Genomic DNA, 22,350 nt, shown 5'->3' on the forward strand with positions numbered 1-22,350 from the left:
ACCCCTTTTGACCGCTGCCGCTAATGAACCGCAGGCATCGGTATTTCGATATGACACGAGACGCCGTCCGCATTGAACAGGAGCGCCGTCTTTGCGCCGAGAGTGAACTGCAGCGCCTTTTCGATCAATTGCCGGCCGAAGCCGGTCCGCGTGCTGTCCGGAGCGACACGCAAGCCGCTTTCGATCCAGTCGAACACCAGCGACGCAGCGCCCGGCAGTTCCGTTTCGACGCGCCAGCGCACCGCGAGCCGCGCCTCTTTGTCCTTGAGTGCGCCGTACTTCACCGCGTTCGTCGCCAGTTCGTGCAGCACCAGTGCAATTGTCTGCACGTTCCGAAAACCCAGCGGCACGACGGGCCCGCGCAGTTCGATGCGCTCGCTGTCGGCCACACCGAGCGCATCCAGTTCGAGGCGCACGATCTCCCGCAGATCGATCAGATTACCGTTTGCGTCGCCGATTAGCCCCTGTAGACGCCCAAGCGCCGCAAGGCGGCTCGTGAACGTGTCGAGTGACGAATCGCCTGCGAGCGTTTGTTGCGCGATTGACTGGATGACCGCCAGCAGATTACGCGTGCGGTGCTGCAGCTCCGCAATCAGAACCTCCTGACGTTCTTCCGCGTGCACCATGCCCGTTATCTCGACGAAGGCGATAACCACACCGTCGGTTTGCCGGTCGCCGTTGCGATAGGGGGCGAGGCGCACGAGAAAATGCGAAAGGCCGTCTTTCCCGCTGACCTGGCGCTCCCTCGGCTGGTTCGTAGTGAAGACAGCTTCGATATCGAGTTCCAGTCCGGGCAGATCGAGATGGCTGACGAGTTCCGTGATAGGACGCCCGCGGTCAATGGGGCGAATATGAAAGATGCCGCCCATTGCCGGCGTAAACGAGCGAATGACCAGATTGCGGTCGAGAAAAACGGTCGCAACCGAGGTGCTCTCGAACAGGTTTTGCAGGTCGCTGTTGGAGCGGTCGAGCGCGTCGATCTTGCCGTTCAGTTCGAGATTGACGGTGTGCAGCTCCTCGTTGAGCGAAACCAGTTCTTCCTTCGACGCCTCCAGCTCTTCGTTCGACGACTGCAGTTCCTCGTTGACCGATACGAGTTCCTCGTTCGACGATTTGAGTTCCTCCAGCGCCGTTTCATACTCTTCGATCATCGATTGCAGGCGTTCGCGCGTGTCGCGCAACTCTTTTTCGAACTGCACGGCCGTGCCGTCATGCATCGACTGAGCGCGCGCAAGCGCCTCCTCGCGCGCGAGCCCTGGGCCCTGGTCCTCGAAGACAACGATATACATGTGCTCGCCGTGCACCTGCTCGCTCAGCGGTTCAACGGTCAGGCTGATGATCTGCACGCGGCCGCCTTCGCCCTCGACCACCACGCCTGCGCGCGTCACCGTGCGGCCCGACTCGACAGCTTCGCGGAACACCGAACGCAGATCGAGGCTCAGTCCCTTGCGCGCCAAGGCGAACAGTTGCCGCGTCGGCACGCCGGGGGCCGGCTCCAGGTACTTGCCCGTGCGGCCCGAGTAATACACGACGTCGCCCTCGCGCGTGACCAGCACGTGCGGCGGGGTGAACCGCTCGAGCATGTGGTTGTCCACCACGTGCCGGAGCCCCGCGCTGCCTAGCGAAGGACGCGTGGGCGTGAGTGAAGCAATCTGCCCGATCCTCAGCGCCGATATGGTGAGGGGCAAACGAAGTTGCGGCGCGACGTCGGCCCTGCGCCGGAAAATCCGGTGCTTCTTGTCGACGGGCGTAAAGAGTTCGTCGAACTGGCTGACGTTTTCCGACGTGCCCAGAAACAGATAACCGTCCGGACGCAACGCGTAGTGAAACGTCGGGATCACCTGGTTCTGGATTTCACTGCCGAAGTAAATCAGCAGATTGCGGCACGAGACCAGATCGATGCGCGAAAAAGGCGGGTCGCGAATCACGCTATGCGGCGAGAATATACACATGTCCCGCACTTCCTTTGAAAGCACGTAGCTGCTGCCGTCTTCAACGAAGAAGCGCCGCCGCCGCTCTTCAGAGACACCTTCGAGCAGCGGGAGCGGATAGCGTGCCGCGCGCGCGACGCCGAGCGCGCCGTCGTCAATGTCGGTCGCGAAAATCTGCACTTGCGGCGCGGCGGTACGGCCCTCCATCTGCTCGCGCAGAAGCATGGCGATCGAATAGACTTCCTCGCCGGTCGCACAGCCTGGCACCCACACGCGCACGGTATCCTCGGCGCCGCGTCCGTCGAGCAACTTTGGAAGCACCGTGTCGGCAAGTGTCTCGAAAGCCGGGGCATCGCGGAAGAAACTGGTGACGTTGATCAGCAGGTCGCGAAAAAGCGCCGCGACTTCTTCCGGGTCCGCGGTGAGTCGCGCGACATAGGCGTCCGGAGTCTCGATTTCGAGCACCTGCATGCGCCGCTGTACGCGGCGCAAGAACGTCTTGATCTTATAGCCGCTGAAGTCGTGCCCCACCTGATTACGCAGGATCGCGTAGATCGCGTTGCGGGCCTCGTTGAAGTCGCTGGCGTCGCCTTCGCCGGACGGGCCTGCAGCGCGTTCGTCGAGCGTATCGAGCCCGTCGAGCATGAAGGCACCCGCTGCGAAGTTGACGAGCTTGCCGCCCATTTGTTCGGCAGGCACCGCGAAATCGACAAGGCCTGTCGCGATAGCGCTTCTGGGCATGTCCGCATGGTGCGGGCCGTAGCCGTCGCTAGCCTGGGCAAGGGTAAGTCCGCCGCGTTCCTTGATCGCCTTGATCCCCAGTGTGCCGTCTGTGTCAGCGCCGGAAAGGATCACGCCGGCAGAGAGTTCGCCGACGTCGGCAGCAAGCGTGCTCAGGAAAATGTCGATGGGTTTGCGCTCACGCCGGCTCCTGTCCTGTTCCTGAACATGAAGCGTTCGATTTGCCACGCTCACGACAGCATCGCTAGGCAGCAGATAGACGTTGTCGGTCTGGATTCGCATGCCGTCGGTGATGGCGTGCACCGGCATATCGGTAAAGCGCGCCACGATCTCAGGCAGCATGCTTTCGCGGTCCGGGCTCAGGTGCGTGACGATCACGCAGGCGAGACCCGGCTTTTGAGGCAGTCCGCGAAAAAAGCCTTCCAGGGCCTCTACTGCGCCAGCAGAGGCTCCCACGCCGACAATGGGGAAGTCGGTGGCTGGCGCCATTGTTTCTCCTTGGTTCATGCCTCGCTACGGCCGTGCGTGCGCTCGATATGCGTTGTGCGCACCGCGCCGTTGCCGCTGCCGGACACTGCACGACGTGCAACGTCCTCGTTCAGCAAGCACAAACCGACACCCACGACTTCACTGACGGTGCCGTAGCGGCCTTTATTGATTTCTTTCCGTACGAACGAAGCCAGATGCTCCGCCAAGCTGACATTGGATGCATGCTTGCTGAGCACGTGAGCCTTTCGTGACTGGTGGGATCACTCAATCTTACCCTTTCGATGCCACGACCGGCGCATTTGCTGCTTAGGGAGCCGCCTTGGGATCGGTCATGCAGTTGGTCACGCAACGACCGTTCCCGCTGCGCCGGAAGGATAGCCGGGCAGCCGGATATGGCCTGAACCGGCCTGAACCGGCCTGAACCGGCGAGTGCTGCTTACCTGTCTGCAGACGGGCGCAAATCCGACGGCTTGCGGGTGTTACGTCGATATCCGGCGTACGGGGAGGTCGGCGCGCTGCCGCTTGCGTCGGTCAACGCGTTGGACGATGATGGTGCGATGATCTTCGCCTGTGTGCGTGGGGGTAAATGTCATGGCTACTTTCGGTATCGACGCTGTGCGTATCGACCCTTCGACCGACCGCATCACGCACGTGCGCTGGGCGGCTGTCGATCCGGCAACACGTAGCTGGCTGTCTCCCACTTCGATCGTCGAGGTGCCTCAGGTCGTGGCCGCTATCCGTCGCGGCGACGCCGTCTGGTCTCTCTTTACGCTCGGCGGCACGCGCTTTCTCGGGCCGAAAATCGTCGCCGTCGCGCATACCAGCGGGCACGACGGGATCGACACCGACGTTCCGGACGGCCACATCGAAAAATGCATTGACGACCTGCCGCGCATCTAGCGCGCGGTCGGCTTTTACTGCACTTCGTCTGCTACCGCAATTCACCACCTCGGCCGATGGTCCGACGATTGGTTGCGCGCGCCAGGCTTGCAGCGGGCCCGCTGCATGTTCTTTATCGAGTCATATCGATTTCCCAGTAGTCGGATCGTCGTATCGGTGTGTCCAACTTCTCAACTGAAAGGCTGACCATGACTACTGGAACCATCCGACTCCACCGTGTATTGCGCGCGCCTGCGGAACGGGTCTATCGCGCGTTCCTCGAACCGGACGCGCTGGCGAAATGGCTGCCTCCGTATGGCTTTACTTGTCAGGTCCACCATTACGAAGGGCGCGTGGGCGGTACCTATAAGATGTCGTTCCGCAATTTCGGCAGCGGCAATAGCCACTCGTTTGGCGGCGAGTATCTCGAACTCGTGCCGTCCGAGAAAATCCGCTACACGGATCACTTCGACGACCCCAACCTGCCGGGCAAGATGTCCGCGACGATCACATTCCGCCGGGTGTCGTGCGGGACCGAGGTCTCGATTCTGCAAGAAGGCGTGCCCGAGGTCATTCCCGTTGAAATGTGCTACCTCGGCTGGCAGGAATCGTTGATGCAACTCGCGAAACTGGTCGAACCCGAGATCGCCGACTGACCAGCGACACCACCGATTTTGTCCGGCGCCATCTGCGCGTAGACTGAATACAGGTCCCGCATCCGCTTGTAACGTGTCGTTCGTTGCATGCGGACGACGTGCTGCAAAGCGGCGATCTGCTGCAACGCGGCATACGACCAGGCGGGCGCCGGCTCACGACGGGAGGTGGCGATGACCAATTTCAACGAGGCGCGCGAGCGGATGGTCGAGCGGCAGATCGTCCGGCGCGGCATTCGCGATCCGCAGGTGTTGGCCGCAATGCGCGTTGTACCGCGCGAGGCTTTCGTGCCCGATTATGTTCGGGATCTGGCGTACGAAGACAGACCCCTGCCCATCGGCAACGAGCAGACCATTTCCCAGCCAGCCATTGTCGCCACGATGATCGAGGCCGCGGAACTCCAGCCCGGCGACATCGTGCTCGACGTGGGCACCGGTTCCGGCTATGCGGCTGCCGTCGCGGCGGCCATTGCCGCGCATGTTTATTCGGTCGAGCGACACGCGGAACTCGTTGCCACGGCCCGCGACATCCTCGCGCGGCTGAATATATCCAACGTCACCGTTCATCTTGGCGACGCCACGACAGGCCTCGCGGAACACGCGCCGTACGACGCGATCATTGCGGCGGCGGGGGGGCCGCATATTCCCGCTGCATGGCGCAACCAGTTGGCTATCGGCGGCCGGATCGTCATGCCGGTTGGCCGTGAGCTGCATTATCAACGGCTCGTCAAACTGGTTCGCCGCGGCGAAGACGACTATCGCAGCAGCTCGCTCGGCGAGGTAAGTTTCGTGCCTCTGGTAGGCGCCGACGCGTGGCCCGGACCGGATGCGGCTCAGTGCGATGCGGGCGGCACACTCGGGACCATGGACACAGGCGGCACAGGCGGCACTGGTGGCGCGGACGACCGGCGTCCATGCCCGATGAGCGCCGGCGCACACGCCAGCCGGCATCGCTTGCTCGCAGTGGCTTGAACGGTATCGCACGGCGCCGGGGAGACATCGACATGAACGGTTACCAGATCACGTTTTTCACACAGCACGATCGCCGTCATCGCGGCAAGCCGGTTGCCGACTGGCTCGTCCATCTGGCCGGCGAACTCGGCCTGCGCGGCGCGACCGTGATACCGGCGAGCGAGGGTATCGGCCACCATCGTCGGGTGCACTCGTCGCACTTTTTCGAACTGGCGGACCAGCCGTTGTCCATCGTGATGGCGGTGACGACCGAGGAATCCGGCCGATTGTTCGAACGCCTGCGGGCCGAGGGCGTGCATCTGTTCTACGTGAAGACAGCCGTGGAATTCGGCGTAGTTGGAGACGAGAACAGCGGCGGGGTCGCGAATTAAAGAGCCGCATTGATCGCGACACAGCGATCAATGCGGCTCTCGTGAGCGTGTCGAAAACGAATGTTAGCCGTCCGGCTACGCGTTGGCATTCAGCCGTGTTGCTGCTTGCGCGCCCATTGCGCGAGACCGGCGCAGGCAATCAGCAAGCTGCCTGTGACGAAGAACACCGAATGCAATCCCAGGTACACGCCGATCTGCCCGCCGATCACCGGCCCGATCACCTGGCCGCTGAATTGCGCGGATTGCAGATAGCCGAGCATCTGACCGGTTTTGCTTTCGTCGACGGAGTGCCTTGCAAGCTTTGATATGGCCGGCAGAAGACCGGCGAGGCTCATACCCATCAGCAATCGCAAGCCGGCGAGTTGCCACCATTGCGTGACGAAGGCTTGCGGAATCATCGCGATACCGGTCACGACCAGGCACGCGACAATCACGTTCCAACTGCCGATACGGTCGGCGAGTGCGCCAAGCCGGGCCGCCGTCAATATGCTGCCCAGCGCGGAACACGCCATGACCACACCGGCGATACGAGTAATGTTCCCAGGGGCCATGCCGAGCCCGCCAATGTAGACGGTGATGATCGGTTCGATCGACATGTTGGCGAGCAGCACCATCATCGCGGTGGCGAGCAGCGCGGTGACGATCGCGTAGTTCGTGCGACGGGCTGGCGGTGCCGCGCTGGTCGCTTTGCGCGCGGCGGCGTCGGCAGGATGAAAATCTTCCTTGACGACGAAAATGGTCAGCAGGGCCGCGACCGCGATCATGGCTCCTCCCGCGAAAAACGTGCCGCGAATGCCGAGCCACGCCGGCAACACGCCGCCGACTAGAGGGCCGATCAGACTGCCGGCCAGCGCGCCAGTCGACAAGATGCCGAGCGCCCAGCCAGCGCGCTCGCGCGGCACCTGAGTGCCGACCATAACGGTAGACGCGGACGCATAACCGCCGACGAGTCCCGCAATCAGCCTCAGCGCGACCAGTTGATGCACGGTATGCGCGACGCCGATCAGCGACATGACCACGGCCATGCCTACAGCCGCGCGGACCAGCATGGGCTTACGGCCGTAGCGGTCGGCAAGCCGCCCCCACAGCGGCGCGGTAACGGCGGTTCCGAGGAACGTCGCGCCGAACGCGATGCCCGACCATTCGATGATTGCCGACTGCGATGACACGCCGAGTTGCTGCACATACAGCGGCAGGAACGGCAGCAACATGCTCAAGCTCACGAGCGTGGTGAACGATCCGAACACGCAGACAACCAGATTGCGCCGCCAGTAGTTTTCGTTGCGTTCGGCATAACCTGGCCGCGCGGACTGCAGTCCGGTAGAGAATGGGGAGCTGGCTGTCTGGTTCATGTCGTCCTCTGCGCGATGATCCGACCTGTGTGAGTCCAGTCAGTCTAGATTGCATCGCATCGTGCGAGAATCCACGGCACCCGGAAGATATTCTGCCGCCGAGCGGTTCAATCCGGGCCGGTGATACTGCCGAGTACCTTGAAGTGCTTGCGCAGACGTGGCGCGGCAAAGTCGACAAATGCACGCACCTTGGGAACCGAAAGCCGCCCATGCGGTGTGAGCAGATGAACCGGCAGCGGCGCCTGTTCGCTGTCGGGCAAAACGATTTTCAGCGATCCCTTTTTGACTTCCTCGGCGACGTGATACAGGAACATGCGCGTGACGCCGTGACCGGCCGCCGCCGACGCGACGGCCGCACGAATCGTATTGACGATGAAGCGCGGCGTAAACTGAACGACCTGCGGTATCGGCGAGCCGCTCGACGTGGGAAAGGTCCATGAGTCCACGCCGAAGTGCGTCATTGAAATAATCTGGTGCTGTGCGAGATCTGCGGGGACCTTGATGCGCGGATGCTTTGCGAGGTACCTGGGCGAAGCAGCCACGACGCGCCTGACTTCACCCACGGGGACCGCGACGAGCGTCGAATCGGCAAGATGCGCGATGCGCAACGCCACGTCGATTCCTTCGTCGATCAAACTCACCGGCCGGTCGAGCAATTGTAACCGGATCGATACCGCGGGAAAGCGTTCGATGAATTCGTCGACGATTGGCCGCAGCAGCTCTTCGCCCGCGGCGACGGGCGCGGTCACGGTCAGCAGACCGCGCGGCGCTGAGCGTTCGTGCGCGACGATCATGTCCGCTTCTTCCAGGTCGGTCAGGATGCGCCGGCAGGCGGACGCATAACGCTTGCCCGCTTCGCTGAGCTTGATGCTGCGCGTCGTACGATGAAGTAGCGCCGTGTCCGTATGTGCTTCGAGGAACGCAATCGCACGGCTCACGGCCGCGGGCGAGCGGCCTAGCCTGCGGGCCGCGCCCGCAAGACTGCCTTCGTCCAGCGTGGCGATGAAAACTTTCATCGCGTCGATTCGGTCCATGGCGATTCCCTCATGCTCGACCAGGTGATGGTGCAAGCATTATCGCTTCACGACCGCGCAAAAATAGCGACGCCGCACCCGTAAAAGTGGCGGCGTCGCGGCGCTACGTTACTTCGGGCAGTTTCAAACGATCGCGATTACCACGTCGATATTGCCGCGAGTCGCCTTCGAATACGGACACGTTTGATGTGCGGCATCGGTGAGCGCCTGCGCGGTCTCGCGGTCGATTCCGGGCAGGCTGACGTTCAGCCGCGCTTGGAGGAAATAGCCGCTGTCGTTCATCGCCAGATCGATTTCAGCGTCGACGGCGGTGTCTGCCGGCAGTGTGACCTGCAGCTTCTTCGCGGCGAGCCCCATTGCGCCGATGAAGCACGCGGACCATCCGGCAGCCAGCATCTGCTCCGGATTCGTGCCGGTCGCCGACGCGCCGGGCGAGCCGAGCTTGACGTCGAGTCTGCCGTCCGAGCTGCGCGATGCGCCATCGCGTCCGCCGGTGGTATGCGTTTTGCCGGTGTACAGCACCTTGGTTGATGAGCTCATGATTGAAGTTCGCTTAATAGGTGGTGGGAACAGGTTGATCTCGAGTCTGACGCTTAGCTGCCCTGATAAAGCTTGTTCAGTGAAGCGATCTCACCGCTTTTCGTCGCGCGAGCCAGTTCCTGACGCACTTCGGCACGGCTTTTCGCCGCAGTTTGCGTCGGCGCCCATTGGTGCGTTTGCTGCGCGTCCACATTGCTCATCGCAACCGTGGAAGGATTGGCGGCAAAAGCGGAAAGAGTGGTGGCGGAAAGGGCCAAAGCCACAGCGATCGTAGATACTTTCATGTCGTGCTCCGTAAGAGATAAAGAAAAGGCGTCCGTCGACCGGGCAGCGCGCCGCAGTTCCCGCAATGCCGGCAAGACTGCGTCAGCAGCGCTGCCCGTGTTCCGTCGTTGAGGCATTAGAACGGCGGCGGGTATCTGGCTTGTGTCAGCAAAGCGGCGTATTGCAATGCTGTGTATCGCGTAAAGCCGCATATACACTGCGATACAAAGCCGCCGCCCGTGCAGTGAGATTTAGCGCATGACGCATCTGGCGATTTCCCGGCTCTCTGACCTGTTCGCGGATGCCCCCGTGGATGAGCTTTTTGTCTGACCGAACCGCGACGCCGCGGGGCCACCACGGGCCTTGGTGCAATGTTATGTGTCAGGCGCCAGCCCGGATACATTGCGACATAAATCGCCGCTCTCCGCGCGCTATAAAGCAGACATCGCACTATCAGGAGAGTCCGCATGAACACCCATTTGCTGAAAGGAAGCTGCCACTGCGGGGCCGTCAAATTCGAAGTGAACACGCCTGTCGCACCCGCGGCGCGCTGCAATTGCAGCTTGTGCCGGCGCAAGGGCGCGCTGATGACCCCGCCCTTCACGGCTGACCAGCTGACGATCAAGCAAGGCGAGGATGCGCTGACGCTGTACCAGTTCAACACGCGCGTGGCGAAGCATTTCTTCTGCAAGCACTGCGGTATATATCCGTTTCATCAAACGCGCAAGGATCCGAAGCTCTGGCGCGTCAATATCGGTTGCCTGGAAGGCGTCGATCCGTATACGCTGGATGCCGGTCTTTCCGACGGCGCCAGTCTTTCCGTCGTGGAGGACGCATGAGGCGGCTGCTGGCAATCATCGCGTTTATCGCGGGCGGCATGGCTGCGGAATGGGCGCATCCGGTGCAGTGTTCAATGCTGTGTGCGAGCCGGGTGCAGGTGAAACGTCAAAAGAGATGATCCATTGATGGACACGATCGACCACGTACTGATCGTCGACGACGATCGCGGAATCCGCGAACTGATCGCCGGCTACCTGGAAAAGAACGGCATGCGGGTTTCGCTTGCCGCCAACGGACGACAGATGCGCGCCGTGCTGGATCAAGGCGCGCCGGACCTGATCGTGCTCGATCTGATGATGCCCGGCGAAGACGGCCTCGTCCTGTGCCGCGAGTTGCGCGCGAGCAAGTTCCGCACGGTGCCCGTGCTGATGCTGACAGCGCGCAACGAGGAAGCGGACCGCATACTGGGTCTGGAAATGGGCGCCGACGACTATCTGCCGAAGCCGTTTGCCGTGCGCGAACTGCTCGCGCGCATTCGCGCCGTGCTGCGCCGCGCGCGCATGCTGCCGCCCGGCATGCAGGTAACGGAAACTGCGCAAATGCTGGAATTCGGCGACTGGCGGCTCGATACCACGGCGCGTCATCTGCTCGACTCCGAAGGCACGATGGTCGCGCTAAGCGGCGCCGAATACCGTCTGCTGCGCGTGTTTCTGGATAATCCACAGCGCGTGTTGACGCGCGACCAGTTGCTCAATCTGACGCAAGGCCGTCAGGCGGACCAATTCGACCGCTCGATCGACCTGATGGTGAGCCGCCTGCGTCAGCGCTTGCGCGACGTCGCGCGCGAACCGCGTTACATCAAGACGCTGCGCAGCGAGGGCTATGTGTTCTCGGCGTCCGTCAGTGCGATCGAGGATCAGCAATGAGCCTTATTTCGTCGCTGCACTGGCCGCGCACGCTCTTCGCAAGGTTGACGGTGATCCTGTTCTTTGGGCTCGCCTCTGCGCAGGCGTTGTCGTTCTGGCTCACCATGACCGAACGCGACCAGACCATGACGAACGTGATGATGGGCTACATCGAGCGTGAGGTCGCGAGTTCTGTCGCGCTGCTCGACCATCTGCCCGCTAACGAACGTGCGCAGTGGCTGCCGCGTCTCGCGCGGCGCAGCTACGAATTCATGCTCGGGCCGGGCGTGAGCGGTGGACCGGTGGACGCCAATCTGTCGGCGCGTGTCGCACGGTCTATCGACGAAGGCATAGGCACGAATTATCCGCTCACGGTGAATGCGGTCCCGGGCGACCGTGAACGGCTGCAGGTTCACTTGAAGCTCACCGACGGCACGCCGCTCACCATCGACATGCGCCCTATGTCCGGCGCGCCGTTATCGCGCTGGCTGCCACTCGTGCTGCTGCTGCAACTCGTCGTGCTGCTTGGCTGCTGCTGGCTGGCTGTGCGCACGGCCACCCGCCCGCTGCACGATCTGGCCGTCGCCGCCGACGCGCTCGGCCCGGATCTCAAGGCTGCGCGTCTGAGCGAAAGCGGGCCATCCGAGGTCGCGCGCGCGGCGCGTGCATTCAATGCGATGCAGGAACGCATTGCGATGTACGTCACCGAGCGCATGCAGATTCTCGCGGCCATTTCGCACGACCTGCAAACGCCGATCACGCGCATGCGTTTGCGCGTCGACATGATGGACGCTGAATCTGAAGGCATCAAACTGCGCCAGGATTTGCAGGAAATGGAAGCGCTCGTGAAAGAGGGCGTCACCTATGCACGCACCTTGCACGGCGCAACGGAATTGCCGTGCCGTATCGATCCGGATGCACTATTCGACAGTCTGGTTTGCGATTATGTCGACGCCGGTCAGGCGGTGTCGTTGCAGGGCCGCTTCGGCATGCCGCTCATGACGCGCCCGCAGGCGCTGCGGCGTATCGTCGGCAATCTGGTGGATAACGCTCTGAAGTTCGGCGGCAGTGCGGAGATCGACGTGGCGATGTTGCCCGGTGGCCAGGCGAGCGTTGCCGTGCTCGACCGCGGCCCCGGCATTCCGGCCGATTCGCTCGAAGATGTATTCCAGCCGTTCTACCGGCTCGAAGCGTCGCGTAACCGTCAGACCGGCGGAACGGGGCTTGGCCTCGCAATTGCGCGGCAACTGGCGCTCGCCATGGATGCAACGCTCGAACTCCATAATCGTGCCGGCGGCGGCTTGGAAGCGAGGCTCACGTTGCGCAACCTGGTGATGGCGTCGCCTGCCGCGGTGGCGTAGAGCGGCCACGGCAGCGTTCGCTGCAATGCATATCACGATTGATCGTTTGGCCGCGGCGGCGTGCATTGCTAGCATCGTCGACTTCTTCATGGAGCGCCGCTGCCGCAATGACCCCAAGCAAAACGTCGCCCGATCTGCCGCCATCGCGTAGCCGCCGCCGGCTGCTGGGCCGTCTCGCCGCAGGCGGCCTGGTTGCGTCGCAAGCTGCGGCCGCTGGCGAGCTGCTGCGGCCGCTCGACGTCGCACCGTTTAGCCGCGCGCCCGGCGCGCCCGTCCTCGATCATCCCTATGGCGTGCCGTCGCCGCGCGAGGCCGATGTGGTGCGCCGCAGCGCACGCGCATGGCCGCTGCCCGGCGCGGCCTCGTCGATGACGCCGCTCGCCGATCTTTTCGGCACCATTACGCCAAACGGGCTCGTCTACGAACGTCATCATGGCGGCGTGCCCGACATAGATTCCGATCAGCACCGCCTCGCGATTCATGGCCTCGTGCGCACGCCGAAGCTGTTCACAATGGACGATCTGCTGCGCCTGCCCGCGGAGTCGCGAATCCACTTTCTCGAATGTTCGGGCAACACCGGCAGCGAGTGGAACGGTCCGAGCGGTCTGCCTGTACAACTGACTCACGGCCTGTTGTCGTGTTGCGAATGGACGGGCGTGCGTCTTTCCACGTTGCTGGAAGAGGTAGGCGGCGTGTCGACGCAAGGCAAGACTAACGACGGCCCATGGCTGCTCGCTGAAGGCGCGGACGCCGCCGCGATGACGCGCAGCCTGCCGCTCCATCGCATACTCGATCGCGCGCTCGTGGTCTACGCGCAAAACGGCGAGCGCTTGCGGCCCGAGAACGGCTATCCGCTGCGGCTGATCGTTCCGGGATTCGAAGGCAATACGAACGTCAAATGGCTGCGGCGGCTGAAAGTGGTCGACGCGCCGCTGCAAACGCGCGAGGAGACGTCCAAATACACGAATCTGCTGGCCGACGGCAGCGCGCGCCAGTTCGTGTTCGAAATGGACGCGAAGTCTGTCATTACCCGGCCGTCGCCGGGGCATCGCCTCACCACGCATGGTTATTACCCGATCAGCGGCATTGCGTGGTCGGGGCGCGGCACCATTCGCAAGGTCGAAGTGTCGACCGATGGCGGCGCGTCCTGGCGGCTTGCGCGTCTGGAGAGCGCCGCACGCGATCGCGCGCTGACGCGTTTCGAAGCGGATTGGCGCTGGGACGGCGCGCCGTCCGCGATCGTTTCTCGTGCCACCGATTCCACGGGCTACGTGCAACCCACGCGTGCGGAACTGGTCGCCGCGCGCGGCCTGAATTCGCAGTACCACTACAACGCGATCCAGCAATGGCGCGTCGATGCCAGCGGCGAGGTGCGCAATGCGTGAGCGCCGTTCAACCGGTAGTTCCGTCCGTTCAGCGTGCGTCGCGCTGGTGTCGATCATGGCGCTCGTTGCATGTTCGACGGTTGCTCCCGATGCCCGCAATGTAAGCGTGCCGCACGATATCGGCGCGCCGCTCACGGAGCAGGCTATCGGCGCATGGAACATCGACGTGGCGCCCGACGGCCGCGGCCTGCCAGCGGGCAGCGGCGATGTTGCGACCGGCGCGCACGTGTTCGCCGCGAAATGTGCGGCGTGCCATGGTGCGCAGGGCGAAGGCGGTCTCGGGGATCCGCTGGTGGGCGGCCAGGGCACATTGTCGAGCGCAAAGCCCAAGCGCACCGTCGGCAGCTACTGGCCGTATGCAACGACACTCTTCGACTATATCCGCCGCGCGATGCCCTACAACGCGCCCCAATCCCTTTCCGCCGACGAGGTCTATGCGCTCAGCGCTTTCCTGCTGAACCAAAACGGCATCGTTCCCGCCGATACGCGGCTGGACGCAGCGTCGCTGCCGCGTGTCGCCATGCCCAATCGCGACGGATTCGTGCCCGATCCGCGTCCCGGACGACTGTGACGCACCGCGCAAACAAAGGCTCGCGCGCGGCGCTCGCGCGTTGAAACATCGGGTTTATCACTCCAGCAGATATCCGTATCGGATTTGCTTCGTTGTCCTCGCGCGTGTGCGCCGGTACATTCATCTGACTGCGCCGGAACGGCGCTCCGCGAACAGATACGACGAAGAGTTTCCCGTGACGACAGCCTTTGCTCCCACCGCCGCGCACGACGCCGGCGGCGCCATCGCCGATCAGTACATCGAGATTCGCGCTTTCGACGGCCCCGTCGGGGCCGAAGTGCTCGGGCTCGATCTCAGCAAGCCGCTCAGCCCGCAGAACTTCGCGCGCATTCACCGCGCGCATCTCGACCATCATGTGCTGGTGTTCCGCGATCAGCGCATCACACCGGACGAGCAGATCGCATTTAGCCGCCGCTTTGGTCCGTTGCAGATTCACGTGCTGCACCAGTTCCAGTTGCCTGGCTATCCCGAAGTTCTGGTGGTATCGAATATCGTCGAAAACGGGCAGCCAATCGGCCTTGGCGATGCCGGTCACTACTGGCATTCGGACCTGTCGTATAAGGAAAAACCGAGCCTCGGCTCGTTGTTGCACGCGCAGGAATTGCCGGCCGAAGGCGGCGACACGCTGTTCGCCAACATGCACCTTGCGTGGGACACATTGCCCGCGCATCTGCGCAACGCGGTAGAAGGCCGGTCTGCCGAGCACACCTATCTCGCGAAATACGCCGAGTTGCAAAAACGCAGCCCGTGGCGGCCGAATCTCTCTGCCGAGCAGATCGCGCAGGTAAAGCCGGTGGTCCATCCAATTGTGCGCACGCACCCTGAGACCGGGCGCAAGGCGCTGTTCGTGAGCGAACATTTCACGACGCGCGTGATTGGTTTGCCGGAAGACGAAAGCAGGCAATTACTCGATGAAATCTTCGCGCATAGCGTGCGTGCCGAGCATGTGTACCGGCACTGCTGGGCCGAGCACGACATGGTCTTCTGGGACAACCGCTCGTTGATGCACCTCGCGGCGGGCACGCCTGACCATCTGCGCCGCAAGCTTTATCGCACGACGATTGAAGGCGATGTGCCGTTCTGATTACGCCTCGCGCGCCGAGCGTGCTGCTACAGCTGACATCTCAGACAACTCAAACAATTCACACCTCTCGCCGACCGGAGTTCCGATGTTTGCCAGGTTTCATTCGACCGCTGTGCGGTCGTTGCTTGCCCGCCGTTTCGTTGCCACGTTGATCGCCGTCTCTGTCGGCGCGGCGGGCATGAGCGCTGCCGCGTCTGCGCGAGCCGAAGGACAGATCCGTATCGCCGAGCAATTCGGCATTGTCTATCTGCTCTTGAACGTTGCGCGCGATCAGCAGTTCATCGAGAAAGAGGGCCGCAAGCAAGGTCTCGATATCAAAGTGGATTGGGTGCAACTCTCCGGCGGGGCAGCCGTCAACGACGCATTGCTGTCGGGCGCGGTGGACATTGCAGGCGCCGGTGTGGGTCCGTTGCTGACTATCTGGGACCGCACGCATGGCAAGCAGAATGTGAAGGGCGTGGCTTCGCTCGGCAATCTGCCGTACTACCTGGTGAGTAACAATCCGGACGTCAGGAGCATCGCCGATTTCAGCGCTAAAGACCGAATCGCCGTTCCCGCAGTGAATGTGTCGGTGCAGTCGCGCGTGTTGCAATATGCCGCGGCGAAGCGGTGGGGCGACAAGGAATACAACCGCCTCGACAAATACACACAGGCACTGCCGCATCCTGATGCGGCGGCGGCGATCATTGCGGGCGGCACCGAAATCAGCGGGCATTTCGGCAATCCGCCGTTTCAGGATCAGGAACTCGCAGCGAACCCGAAGGCGCATATTGTGTTGAATTCGTACGATGTGCTCGGCGGCCCAAGTTCGGCAACGGTGCTCTACGCGACGGAAAAATTCCGCGACGGCAATCCAAAGACTTACCGCGCTTTTGTCGATGCACTGGCGGACGCGTCGAAGTTCATCGCCGCCAATCCGGAAGCTGCGGCCGACATTTATGTGCGCACGAACAAATCGAAAATCGACCGAGCGCTGCTGCTGAAGATCATCAGGAATCCGCAGGTTGAGTTCAAGATTGCGCCGCAAAACACATTGGGGCTCGCGCAATTCATGTATCGCGTGGGTGCGATCAAAAACGAACCGAAGTCGTGGAAAGACTATTTCTTCGACGATCCCGCAACGGCCGCCGGCAGTTGAGCATGACGCGCCGCGTTTTTAACATCGACGGAATGCAGCGAATGCCTGGCGGTTCCGCGCAATCCATATCTCGGGAGCGATCCGATGGTGGCTAATCCTACGCTTCTCTTTCCGGACAACACAGAGCGCACGGCGCGCAGCGGGCCCGCCGTCAGCGAAAAGCTGCTCGCGGTGGAGAATGTCAGCCTGGAATACCGGACGCGCGAGCGCATTGTCCGCGCGACGCACGAGGTCAGCTTCGACGTCTTCGGCGGCGACCGCTTCGTGCTGCTCGGACCGTCCGGTTGCGGCAAGTCGACGCTGCTCAAGGCGGTGGGCGGTTTCATCGAGCCGGCGTCGGGCACCATTTCGCTCGACGGTCAGATCGTGCGCGGCCCAGGCGCCGACCGCATTGTCGTGTTCCAGGAGTTCGACCAGTTGCCGCCGTGGAAGACAGTGCTGCAAAACGTAGCCTTTCCGCTGCGCGTTGCGAAGAAGCTGTCTCGCGCGGAGGCCAACGAGCGTGCTCTGCATTATCTGGAGAAAGTCGGCCTCGCTGCGTTTGCGAACGCTTATCCGCATACGTTGTCGGGTGGAATGAAGCAGCGCGTGGCCATCGCGCGGGCACTCGCCATGCAGCCGCGCGTGCTGCTGATGGACGAACCGTTCGCCGCACTCGACGCATTGACGCGCCGCAAAATGCAGGAGGAACTGCTGCGCCTGTGGGAAGAAGTGAATTTCACACTGCTCTTCGTCACGCATTCAATCGAAGAGGCGCTCGTGGTGGGCAACCGCATTCTGTTGCTATCGCCGCATCCAGGCCGTGTGCGTGCGGAATTGAACAGTCATCAGTTCTCGCAGGACAGCTTTGGGCGCAGCGATTTCCAGCGCAGCGTCGCACGTATCCATCATCTGTTGTTCGACGAGACGGAGGCCGTGCAATGAGTTCGCCCGCCACATTACTGCCGCCGGTTCGCGAAGAATACGAGCGCCCTCTGGAACCGCTCGGCGAACTCGTCATTGAGGCGCCGTTGCCGCTGACGAGGCGCATTTTCGCGCAGAGCTGGCTGCGAAAAACGCTGATTGCGCTAGTGCTGATCGCTGCATGGGAAATTGCGGCGCGCGTGGTCAACAACGATCTGCTGCTGCCCACGTTCGGCGCGACGTTCAGCGCCTTCGTGCAGGGCGTGTGGTCCGGCGAATTGCTGCAAAAGACGGCCGTGTCGATGTCGGTACTGCTGCGCGGTTATCTGCTGGGCGCGGCGCTGGCGTTCGTGCTGACATCGCTTGCGGTGTCCACACGTGTGGGGCGCGATTTACTGTCGATGCTGACGGCGATGTTCAACCCGTTGCCTTCCATCGCGTTGTTGCCGATTGCGTTGTTATGGTTCGGACTCGGCACGGGCAGCCTGTTGTTCGTGCTCGTGCACTCGGTGCTGTGGCCGCTGGCGCTCAACACGTATTCCGGCTTTCAATCGGTGCCCGCCACGCTGCGCATGACCGGACGCAACTATGGTCTCACGGGAATGCGCCATGTATTGCTGATTCTGGTGCCGGCCGCATTGCCGTCGATTCTCGCGGGCTTGCGTGTGGGCTGGGCATTTGCCTGGCGCACGCTGATCGCGGCAGAACTCGTGTTTGGCGCGAGTTCGGGCAACGGCGGACTTGGCTGGTACATCTTTCAGAACCGCAACGAGTTGTACACGGACCGCGTTTTCGCGGGGCTCGCCGCGGTGATCGTGATCGGACTGCTGGTCGAGCATTTGGTGTTCGATACGCTGGAGCGGGTTACGGTGCGGCGCTGGGGGGTGCAGCAGTAGTTGCGGGCGCTGCGGCCGCTGGGCATACGGCACGCACGCCGCCAGGTGCTTCGCGGCAAACCGATCCGGGCACCAGCGCAGCGGCGCAGTAAAGTACTGACGCAACCGCACCATCACCCGCGCGACCGTGCCGCACCCACCGACAACGGCCGGTCTTTCTCTTCGTCCTTCACTTCGTTGCGTCCTGCGAGTTCGGCCGTCGTTTCCGCGCCGAACAGAAACACCGCTGCGGAGAAGTAAAGCCACATCATCAACACGGCGAGCGAGCCCGCTGCACCGAACGAACTGGCTGTGCCCGCATGCGTGAGGTAAAGGCCGAACAGGTGCCGGCCGACCGAGAACAGAACTGCCGCCGTCATCCCGCCAATCGCGGCGTGCATGAAACCCACGTGCGCGTCCGACATCCATCTGAGAAGCGCGGTGAATGCGGCGCCCAGCACGATAAGTCCGATTACCGTTTGCAGGATCGCGGTGACGACGACCAATGGCGAATCGCCGAAAATCGCATGGCCCGCATACGTGATCGCGGTGTCGAGCACGAGGGACACGACAAGCAGAAAGCCGAGGCCAAGCACCATGCCGACGGACACCAGCCGGGTCCGCACGAGCCAGGTGATGCTGCCCTTGCTTTTGGCGTCTTTCGCAGCTTCGAGGACGACATCGAGCGCGGTGTTCAATGAAGTGAAAGTCGCGGATGCGCCGACGATCAGCAGCACGAGGGACACCACTGCGGCGATGCCCCCGCCGCTCGCCCGATGCGCGTGCTCGACGATGGTCTGCATCGCCTCGGCCGCGTCTTTGCCGAGAATGCCGCGCATCTGATCGAACAGACGTCCGCGTGCCGCATCTTCACCGAAGAACCAGCCGGCGACCGCGAGCACCATGAGGAGCGTGGGCGCCAGCGAGAAAGCCGAATAGAAGCCGACGCTGGCGGCCATCATCGGGCAGCGGTCCGACATGAAACGCTTGCCTGCGTTAACGCCGACGGTGAAAGCGTTACGCAACCATCCGTGGTTTTTCGACACCGCTGCGCGGGATGAGATCTTGTTCATATACGCCTCGCCATTGAACTTGATGACGCTCCGCGGCTCCGGTTAACCGGCGGCTAAGCCCGCCCGGCGGGCCGCAGCGCTGGATTGCACTGCGCATCCCTTGTGCCTGCCCGCCACGCGAGCCGCGGCTGTCAGCGTCTGTATCGATACCGGCAACCGCGGCTTGCCCCTCTCGATGCTGTCCGATGTCGACTAGCGCCTCATCGAAGCGCGCGCGGCCGCCGTAGTTTTTCTTTTCCGCCGCAGCAGATCTTCTCGTTTGTCCAATGGCCGCTCAAAGCCGATAGTTCAGTCACCGAGGGCGCACTGCAAAACCCGCTTCAGCAAGCGGCACCCGGCCAGGCAGCACGCCAGGCAGCGCGCTCTCATATCTGAATCTAAATACTTTGGAGCACAACATGAATACGTCGGAAAAAGTCGCAGTGGTGACGGGCGCATCGCAAGGCATCGGCGCCGAATTGGTTAAGGCTTTCCGTCAACGCGGTTATCGCGTGGTCGCTACGGCGCGCGGCATTACCCCGTTCGACGACCCGAACATCGCTACGGTCGCCGGCGACATCGCCGACCCGGCCACCGCGCGGCGCGTGATCGCAGAAGGTGTCGCCCGTTTCGGCCGCATCGATACGCTCGTCAACAACGCGGGCGTCTTCCTCGCGAAGCCTTTCACCAGCTATACGGCAGAAGACTACGCATTGGTGAAAGGCGTGAACCTCGACGGCTTTTTCAACATCACCCAACTCGCCATTGCCGAGATGGAAAAGCGCCAAAGCGGGCACATCGTCACCATTACGACGAGCCTCACGGATCATGCTGTTAGCGGCGTACCTTCGGTGCTTGCATCGTTGACGAAAGGCGGCCTGAACTCAGCGACGAAGTCGATCGCCATTGAATATGCAAAAGCGGGGATTCGTGCCAATGCGGTGTCGCCGGGCATCATCAAATCGCCGATGCATGCGGTCGAAACGCACGCAGCGCTTGGTGCGCTGCACCCGGTCGGCCACATGGGCGAAATGGACGACATCGTTCAGGCCGTGCTGTATCTCGACGCGGCGCCGTTCGTGACGGGCGAAATCCTGCACGTGGACGGCGGCCAGAGCGCCGGTCACTAAACCCATCGAAAATCACCGGGCGCCGATTGGCGGCGCCCGCTTTGCCATGGAGAACGACATGCCTATCGTCACGATTCAGGTTACGCGCGAGGGAACGAAGCCTGGCGCATCGTCGGTCACCGCCGACGAGAAAGCGCGCTTGATCAGCGGTGTCAGCCACGTGTTGCTCGACGTGCTGAACAAGCCGCTCGAAGCGACGTTCGTCGTGATCGAAGAAGTGGACATGGAAAACTGGGGTTGGGGCGGCTTGCCGGTTCAGGAATACCGCAAGCAGAAAGCGCTGAAAAGCGGCGAGAGCGGCAAGACCGATTGAGCCGCGCGGCTACCGCGCGCTGGCTTCCGCAAGAAGCCACTCCTTGAATGCGACCACCGCGGGCTCGTTGCCGTTGTCCTTTCGGTGGACCACGTAGTAGGCGAGTTCGCAAGTCTGCGCCTCCGGAAATGGCCGGACGAGACGGCCCTCCGCGATGTCGCGTTCCACCAGACAGGTTCTGCCGAGTGCGACGCCGTTGCCTGAGATTGCGGTGTGGATCGCTGCGGCCGAGTCGTTGATTTGCAGCCCGCGGTCGCAGTCGACGACGCCCGCATTACCCGTCTTCTGCACCCAGGAACGCCAGGTGGGGAAGGTGGGAGCCATGCGCATCGATATGTCGTGTATCAACGGGTGGTAATTCAGATCGGCGGGTGTCTTAAGCGGATGTTCACCCGCGAGTAGCGCGGGGCTGCACACCGGGAAGAACTCGTCGCGCATCAGGAACGTCGCGGTAAGCTCCGGCCACTGGCCGGTGCCGTAGCGAATGCCGGCATCCACTCTGTCGGCGGTGAAGTCGACGAGTTTGAGCGACAGGTCGATGCGCAGATCGTAGCGCGGATAGTTGCGCTGAAATCGTTCCACGCGATGCAAGAACCACTTGTCGGCGAGAGCGGGCGGCACAGTGACAGTCACCGTGATGCGCTCCTTGCTGGCCTTCAGACGCTCTACAGCCGTCGCGAGCAATTCAAAACCCGCCTGCAGTTCGGGCATGGCCGCGCGGGCCGCGTCGGTCAGCATGAGCCGCGACGCGCCCGACGTCGAGCGATGAAACAGCTCGATCCCCAACGTTTCCTCCAGCCCGCGAATCATCTGGCCGATCGCGGCGGGCGTCACGTGCAGTTCTTCCGCAGCGGCGACATAACTCAGATGCCGGCCGACCGCCTCGAAGGCGCGCAGTGCATTCAGATGATTGGGTGCTCGCATGGGCCGTCGCCAAGCCTGGTTGGTTAAGATTGACGCATGCTGGCAGGCGGACCTGGCGTCGTCAATACCGGAATGCGGCGGCGCCGCATGACGTCAACCCGGTTGCGCCAGCAACTCGCGAATCTTTGCCTCCGTCTGTGCATAATCGCCTTCGCCGAAGTGGCTGTAGACGACGTGACCTGTCTTGTCGAACAGATACAGCGCGGGCCAGTACTGGTTATTGAAGGCGTTCCACGTCGCGTACTGGTTGTCGAGCGCCACCGGATATTGAATGTCGAACTTCTTGAGTGCCGCGCTCACGTGCCCGGCGTCGCGTTCGAACGGGTATTCCGGAGTGTGAACGCCGATCACTTCCAGTCCCTGATTGCCGTATTGCTTGTACCAGCTCTTCACGTACGGCAGCGTGTTGACGCAGTTGATACATGAATACGTCCAGAAGTCGACCAGCACGACCTTGCCGCGCAGTTGCGGCAGTGTGAGCGGCGGGCTGTTGAGCCACTTGTCGATGCCGGTTATCTGGGGCGCGGCCGGCGGATTGCGTTCAGCGGCGGTAATCGCGCTGCCGCGCGTCGCAAGCAGACTGGCAAGCAGCGCAAGCGCGATAAATGAGCCGACAGTGGCGATCGTTTTGAGTCGGGCGTGCATGATCGAATGTCCTTTTAGAAGGCGCAGGTTGCGCGCAAGGGTTGATCGGTAGACATGA

General features: G+C 62.5%; 24 protein-coding genes. 15 read left to right on the forward strand and 9 right to left on the reverse strand.

Annotated elements, in window-relative coordinates:
* Positions 1-20: 20 nt before the first annotated feature.
* Positions 21-3,161 (reverse strand): CheR family methyltransferase, encoded by a 3,141-nt coding sequence (locus SB753_RS15475; protein ID WP_020068097.1) that lies wholly within the window; start codon positions 3,159-3,161, stop codon positions 21-23.
* A 14-nt stretch (positions 3,162-3,175) separates the two neighbouring features.
* Complete coding sequence (locus SB753_RS15480; protein WP_087753962.1) at positions 3,176-3,397, reverse strand: type II toxin-antitoxin system ParD family antitoxin; 222 nt, start codon at positions 3,395-3,397, stop codon at positions 3,176-3,178.
* A gap of 355 nt (positions 3,398-3,752) precedes the next feature.
* Between SB753_RS15480 and SB753_RS15485 the strand changes: the two genes are divergently transcribed.
* The 4 genes from SB753_RS15485 (at position 3,753) to SB753_RS15500 (ending at position 6,036) form a co-directional block, all read left to right on the forward strand.
* Positions 3,753-4,061: a hypothetical protein gene (locus tag SB753_RS15485; protein WP_020068099.1), complete on the forward strand. Its 309-nt coding sequence runs from the start codon at positions 3,753-3,755 to the stop codon at positions 4,059-4,061.
* 188 nt (positions 4,062-4,249) lie between these two features.
* Positions 4,250-4,696, forward strand: coding sequence for an SRPBCC family protein (locus SB753_RS15490; RefSeq protein WP_027804642.1), 447 nt, complete (start codon positions 4,250-4,252; stop codon positions 4,694-4,696).
* Positions 4,697-4,867: 171 nt separating this feature from the next.
* The gene (locus SB753_RS15495; RefSeq protein WP_410800592.1) at positions 4,868-5,665 is read left to right on the forward strand and encodes a protein-L-isoaspartate(D-aspartate) O-methyltransferase; all 798 of its coding nucleotides are present in this window, start codon (positions 4,868-4,870) and stop codon (positions 5,663-5,665) included.
* Between the two features lie 32 nt (positions 5,666-5,697).
* Complete coding sequence (locus SB753_RS15500; protein WP_020068102.1) at positions 5,698-6,036, forward strand: DUF190 domain-containing protein; 339 nt, start codon at positions 5,698-5,700, stop codon at positions 6,034-6,036.
* A gap of 89 nt (positions 6,037-6,125) precedes the next feature.
* Here the strand turns inward: SB753_RS15500 and SB753_RS15505 are convergent, their stop codons facing one another.
* From SB753_RS15505 to SB753_RS15520, 4 genes are all read right to left on the reverse strand, one after another.
* Positions 6,126-7,388, reverse strand: a complete 1,263-nt coding sequence (locus tag SB753_RS15505) for an MFS transporter (RefSeq protein WP_410800593.1) — start codon at positions 7,386-7,388, stop codon at positions 6,126-6,128.
* A 107-nt stretch (positions 7,389-7,495) separates the two neighbouring features.
* Positions 7,496-8,422 carry a LysR family transcriptional regulator gene (locus SB753_RS15510; protein WP_410800595.1) on the reverse strand — a complete coding sequence of 309 codons (927 nt, stop codon included), beginning with the start codon at positions 8,420-8,422 and terminating at the stop codon, positions 7,496-7,498.
* Positions 8,423-8,545: 123 nt separating this feature from the next.
* Positions 8,546-8,962, reverse strand: coding sequence for an organic hydroperoxide resistance protein (locus tag SB753_RS15515; RefSeq protein WP_410800597.1), 417 nt, complete (start codon positions 8,960-8,962; stop codon positions 8,546-8,548).
* A 53-nt stretch (positions 8,963-9,015) separates the two neighbouring features.
* Positions 9,016-9,246, reverse strand: coding sequence for a DUF4148 domain-containing protein (locus SB753_RS15520; RefSeq protein ID WP_087753958.1), 231 nt, complete (start codon positions 9,244-9,246; stop codon positions 9,016-9,018).
* 447 nt (positions 9,247-9,693) lie between these two features.
* On the opposite strand from SB753_RS15520, the gene SB753_RS15525 reads away from it, so the two are divergent.
* From SB753_RS15525 to SB753_RS15565, 9 genes are all read left to right on the forward strand, one after another.
* Positions 9,694-10,065 (forward strand): GFA family protein, encoded by a 372-nt coding sequence (locus SB753_RS15525; RefSeq protein WP_020068107.1) that lies wholly within the window; start codon positions 9,694-9,696, stop codon positions 10,063-10,065.
* 126 nt (positions 10,066-10,191) lie between these two features.
* Positions 10,192-10,932, forward strand: coding sequence for a response regulator (locus SB753_RS15530; protein WP_020068109.1), 741 nt, complete (start codon positions 10,192-10,194; stop codon positions 10,930-10,932).
* Positions 10,929-12,272 carry an ATP-binding protein gene (locus SB753_RS15535; protein WP_027777482.1) on the forward strand — a complete coding sequence of 448 codons (1,344 nt, stop codon included), beginning with the start codon at positions 10,929-10,931 and terminating at the stop codon, positions 12,270-12,272. The genes SB753_RS15530 and SB753_RS15535 overlap by 4 nt, the downstream gene beginning before the upstream one ends.
* Before the next feature lie 107 nt (positions 12,273-12,379).
* Positions 12,380-13,657 carry a sulfite dehydrogenase gene (gene soxC, locus SB753_RS15540; RefSeq protein WP_410800600.1) on the forward strand — a complete coding sequence of 426 codons (1,278 nt, stop codon included), beginning with the start codon at positions 12,380-12,382 and terminating at the stop codon, positions 13,655-13,657.
* Complete coding sequence (locus tag SB753_RS15545; RefSeq protein ID WP_410800602.1) at positions 13,650-14,228, forward strand: c-type cytochrome; 579 nt, start codon at positions 13,650-13,652, stop codon at positions 14,226-14,228. The genes soxC and SB753_RS15545 overlap by 8 nt, the downstream gene beginning before the upstream one ends.
* Before the next feature lie 175 nt (positions 14,229-14,403).
* A complete protein-coding gene (locus SB753_RS15550) occupies positions 14,404-15,312 on the forward strand; it encodes a TauD/TfdA dioxygenase family protein (RefSeq protein ID WP_410800604.1) in 909 nt (302 codons plus the stop codon).
* 85 nt (positions 15,313-15,397) lie between these two features.
* Positions 15,398-16,450: an ABC transporter substrate-binding protein gene (locus SB753_RS15555; protein ID WP_288828808.1), complete on the forward strand. Its 1,053-nt coding sequence runs from the start codon at positions 15,398-15,400 to the stop codon at positions 16,448-16,450.
* Between the two features lie 84 nt (positions 16,451-16,534).
* The gene (locus tag SB753_RS15560) at positions 16,535-17,374 is read left to right on the forward strand and encodes an ABC transporter ATP-binding protein (RefSeq protein WP_410800606.1); all 840 of its coding nucleotides are present in this window, start codon (positions 16,535-16,537) and stop codon (positions 17,372-17,374) included.
* Positions 17,371-18,249 carry an ABC transporter permease gene (locus SB753_RS15565; protein WP_087753952.1) on the forward strand — a complete coding sequence of 293 codons (879 nt, stop codon included), beginning with the start codon at positions 17,371-17,373 and terminating at the stop codon, positions 18,247-18,249. The genes SB753_RS15560 and SB753_RS15565 overlap by 4 nt, the downstream gene beginning before the upstream one ends.
* 113 nt (positions 18,250-18,362) lie before the next feature.
* Here the strand turns inward: SB753_RS15565 and SB753_RS15570 are convergent, their stop codons facing one another.
* Entirely contained in the window at positions 18,363-19,301 is a 939-nt protein-coding gene (locus tag SB753_RS15570) for a YihY/virulence factor BrkB family protein (RefSeq protein ID WP_020068117.1), read from the reverse strand.
* A 398-nt stretch (positions 19,302-19,699) separates the two neighbouring features.
* On the opposite strand from SB753_RS15570, the gene SB753_RS15575 reads away from it, so the two are divergent.
* Together SB753_RS15575 and SB753_RS15580 are read left to right on the forward strand one after the other, a co-directional pair.
* On the forward strand, positions 19,700-20,410 hold the full coding sequence (locus SB753_RS15575; RefSeq protein ID WP_027777490.1) for an SDR family NAD(P)-dependent oxidoreductase: 711 nt from the start codon (positions 19,700-19,702) through the stop codon (positions 20,408-20,410).
* A gap of 58 nt (positions 20,411-20,468) precedes the next feature.
* Complete coding sequence (locus SB753_RS15580; RefSeq protein ID WP_027777491.1) at positions 20,469-20,723, forward strand: tautomerase family protein; 255 nt, start codon at positions 20,469-20,471, stop codon at positions 20,721-20,723.
* A 9-nt stretch (positions 20,724-20,732) separates the two neighbouring features.
* Here the strand turns inward: SB753_RS15580 and SB753_RS15585 are convergent, their stop codons facing one another.
* Positions 20,733-21,647 (reverse strand): LysR substrate-binding domain-containing protein, encoded by a 915-nt coding sequence (locus tag SB753_RS15585; protein WP_392394633.1) that lies wholly within the window; start codon positions 21,645-21,647, stop codon positions 20,733-20,735.
* A 93-nt stretch (positions 21,648-21,740) separates the two neighbouring features.
* On the reverse strand, positions 21,741-22,292 hold the full coding sequence (locus tag SB753_RS15590) for a thioredoxin family protein (RefSeq protein ID WP_410800609.1): 552 nt from the start codon (positions 22,290-22,292) through the stop codon (positions 21,741-21,743).
* Positions 22,293-22,350 lie beyond the last annotated feature (58 nt).

This window comes from Paraburkholderia sp. SIMBA_053, assembly GCF_046534895.1.
Classification (GTDB): domain Bacteria; phylum Pseudomonadota; class Gammaproteobacteria; order Burkholderiales; family Burkholderiaceae; genus Paraburkholderia; species Paraburkholderia caledonica.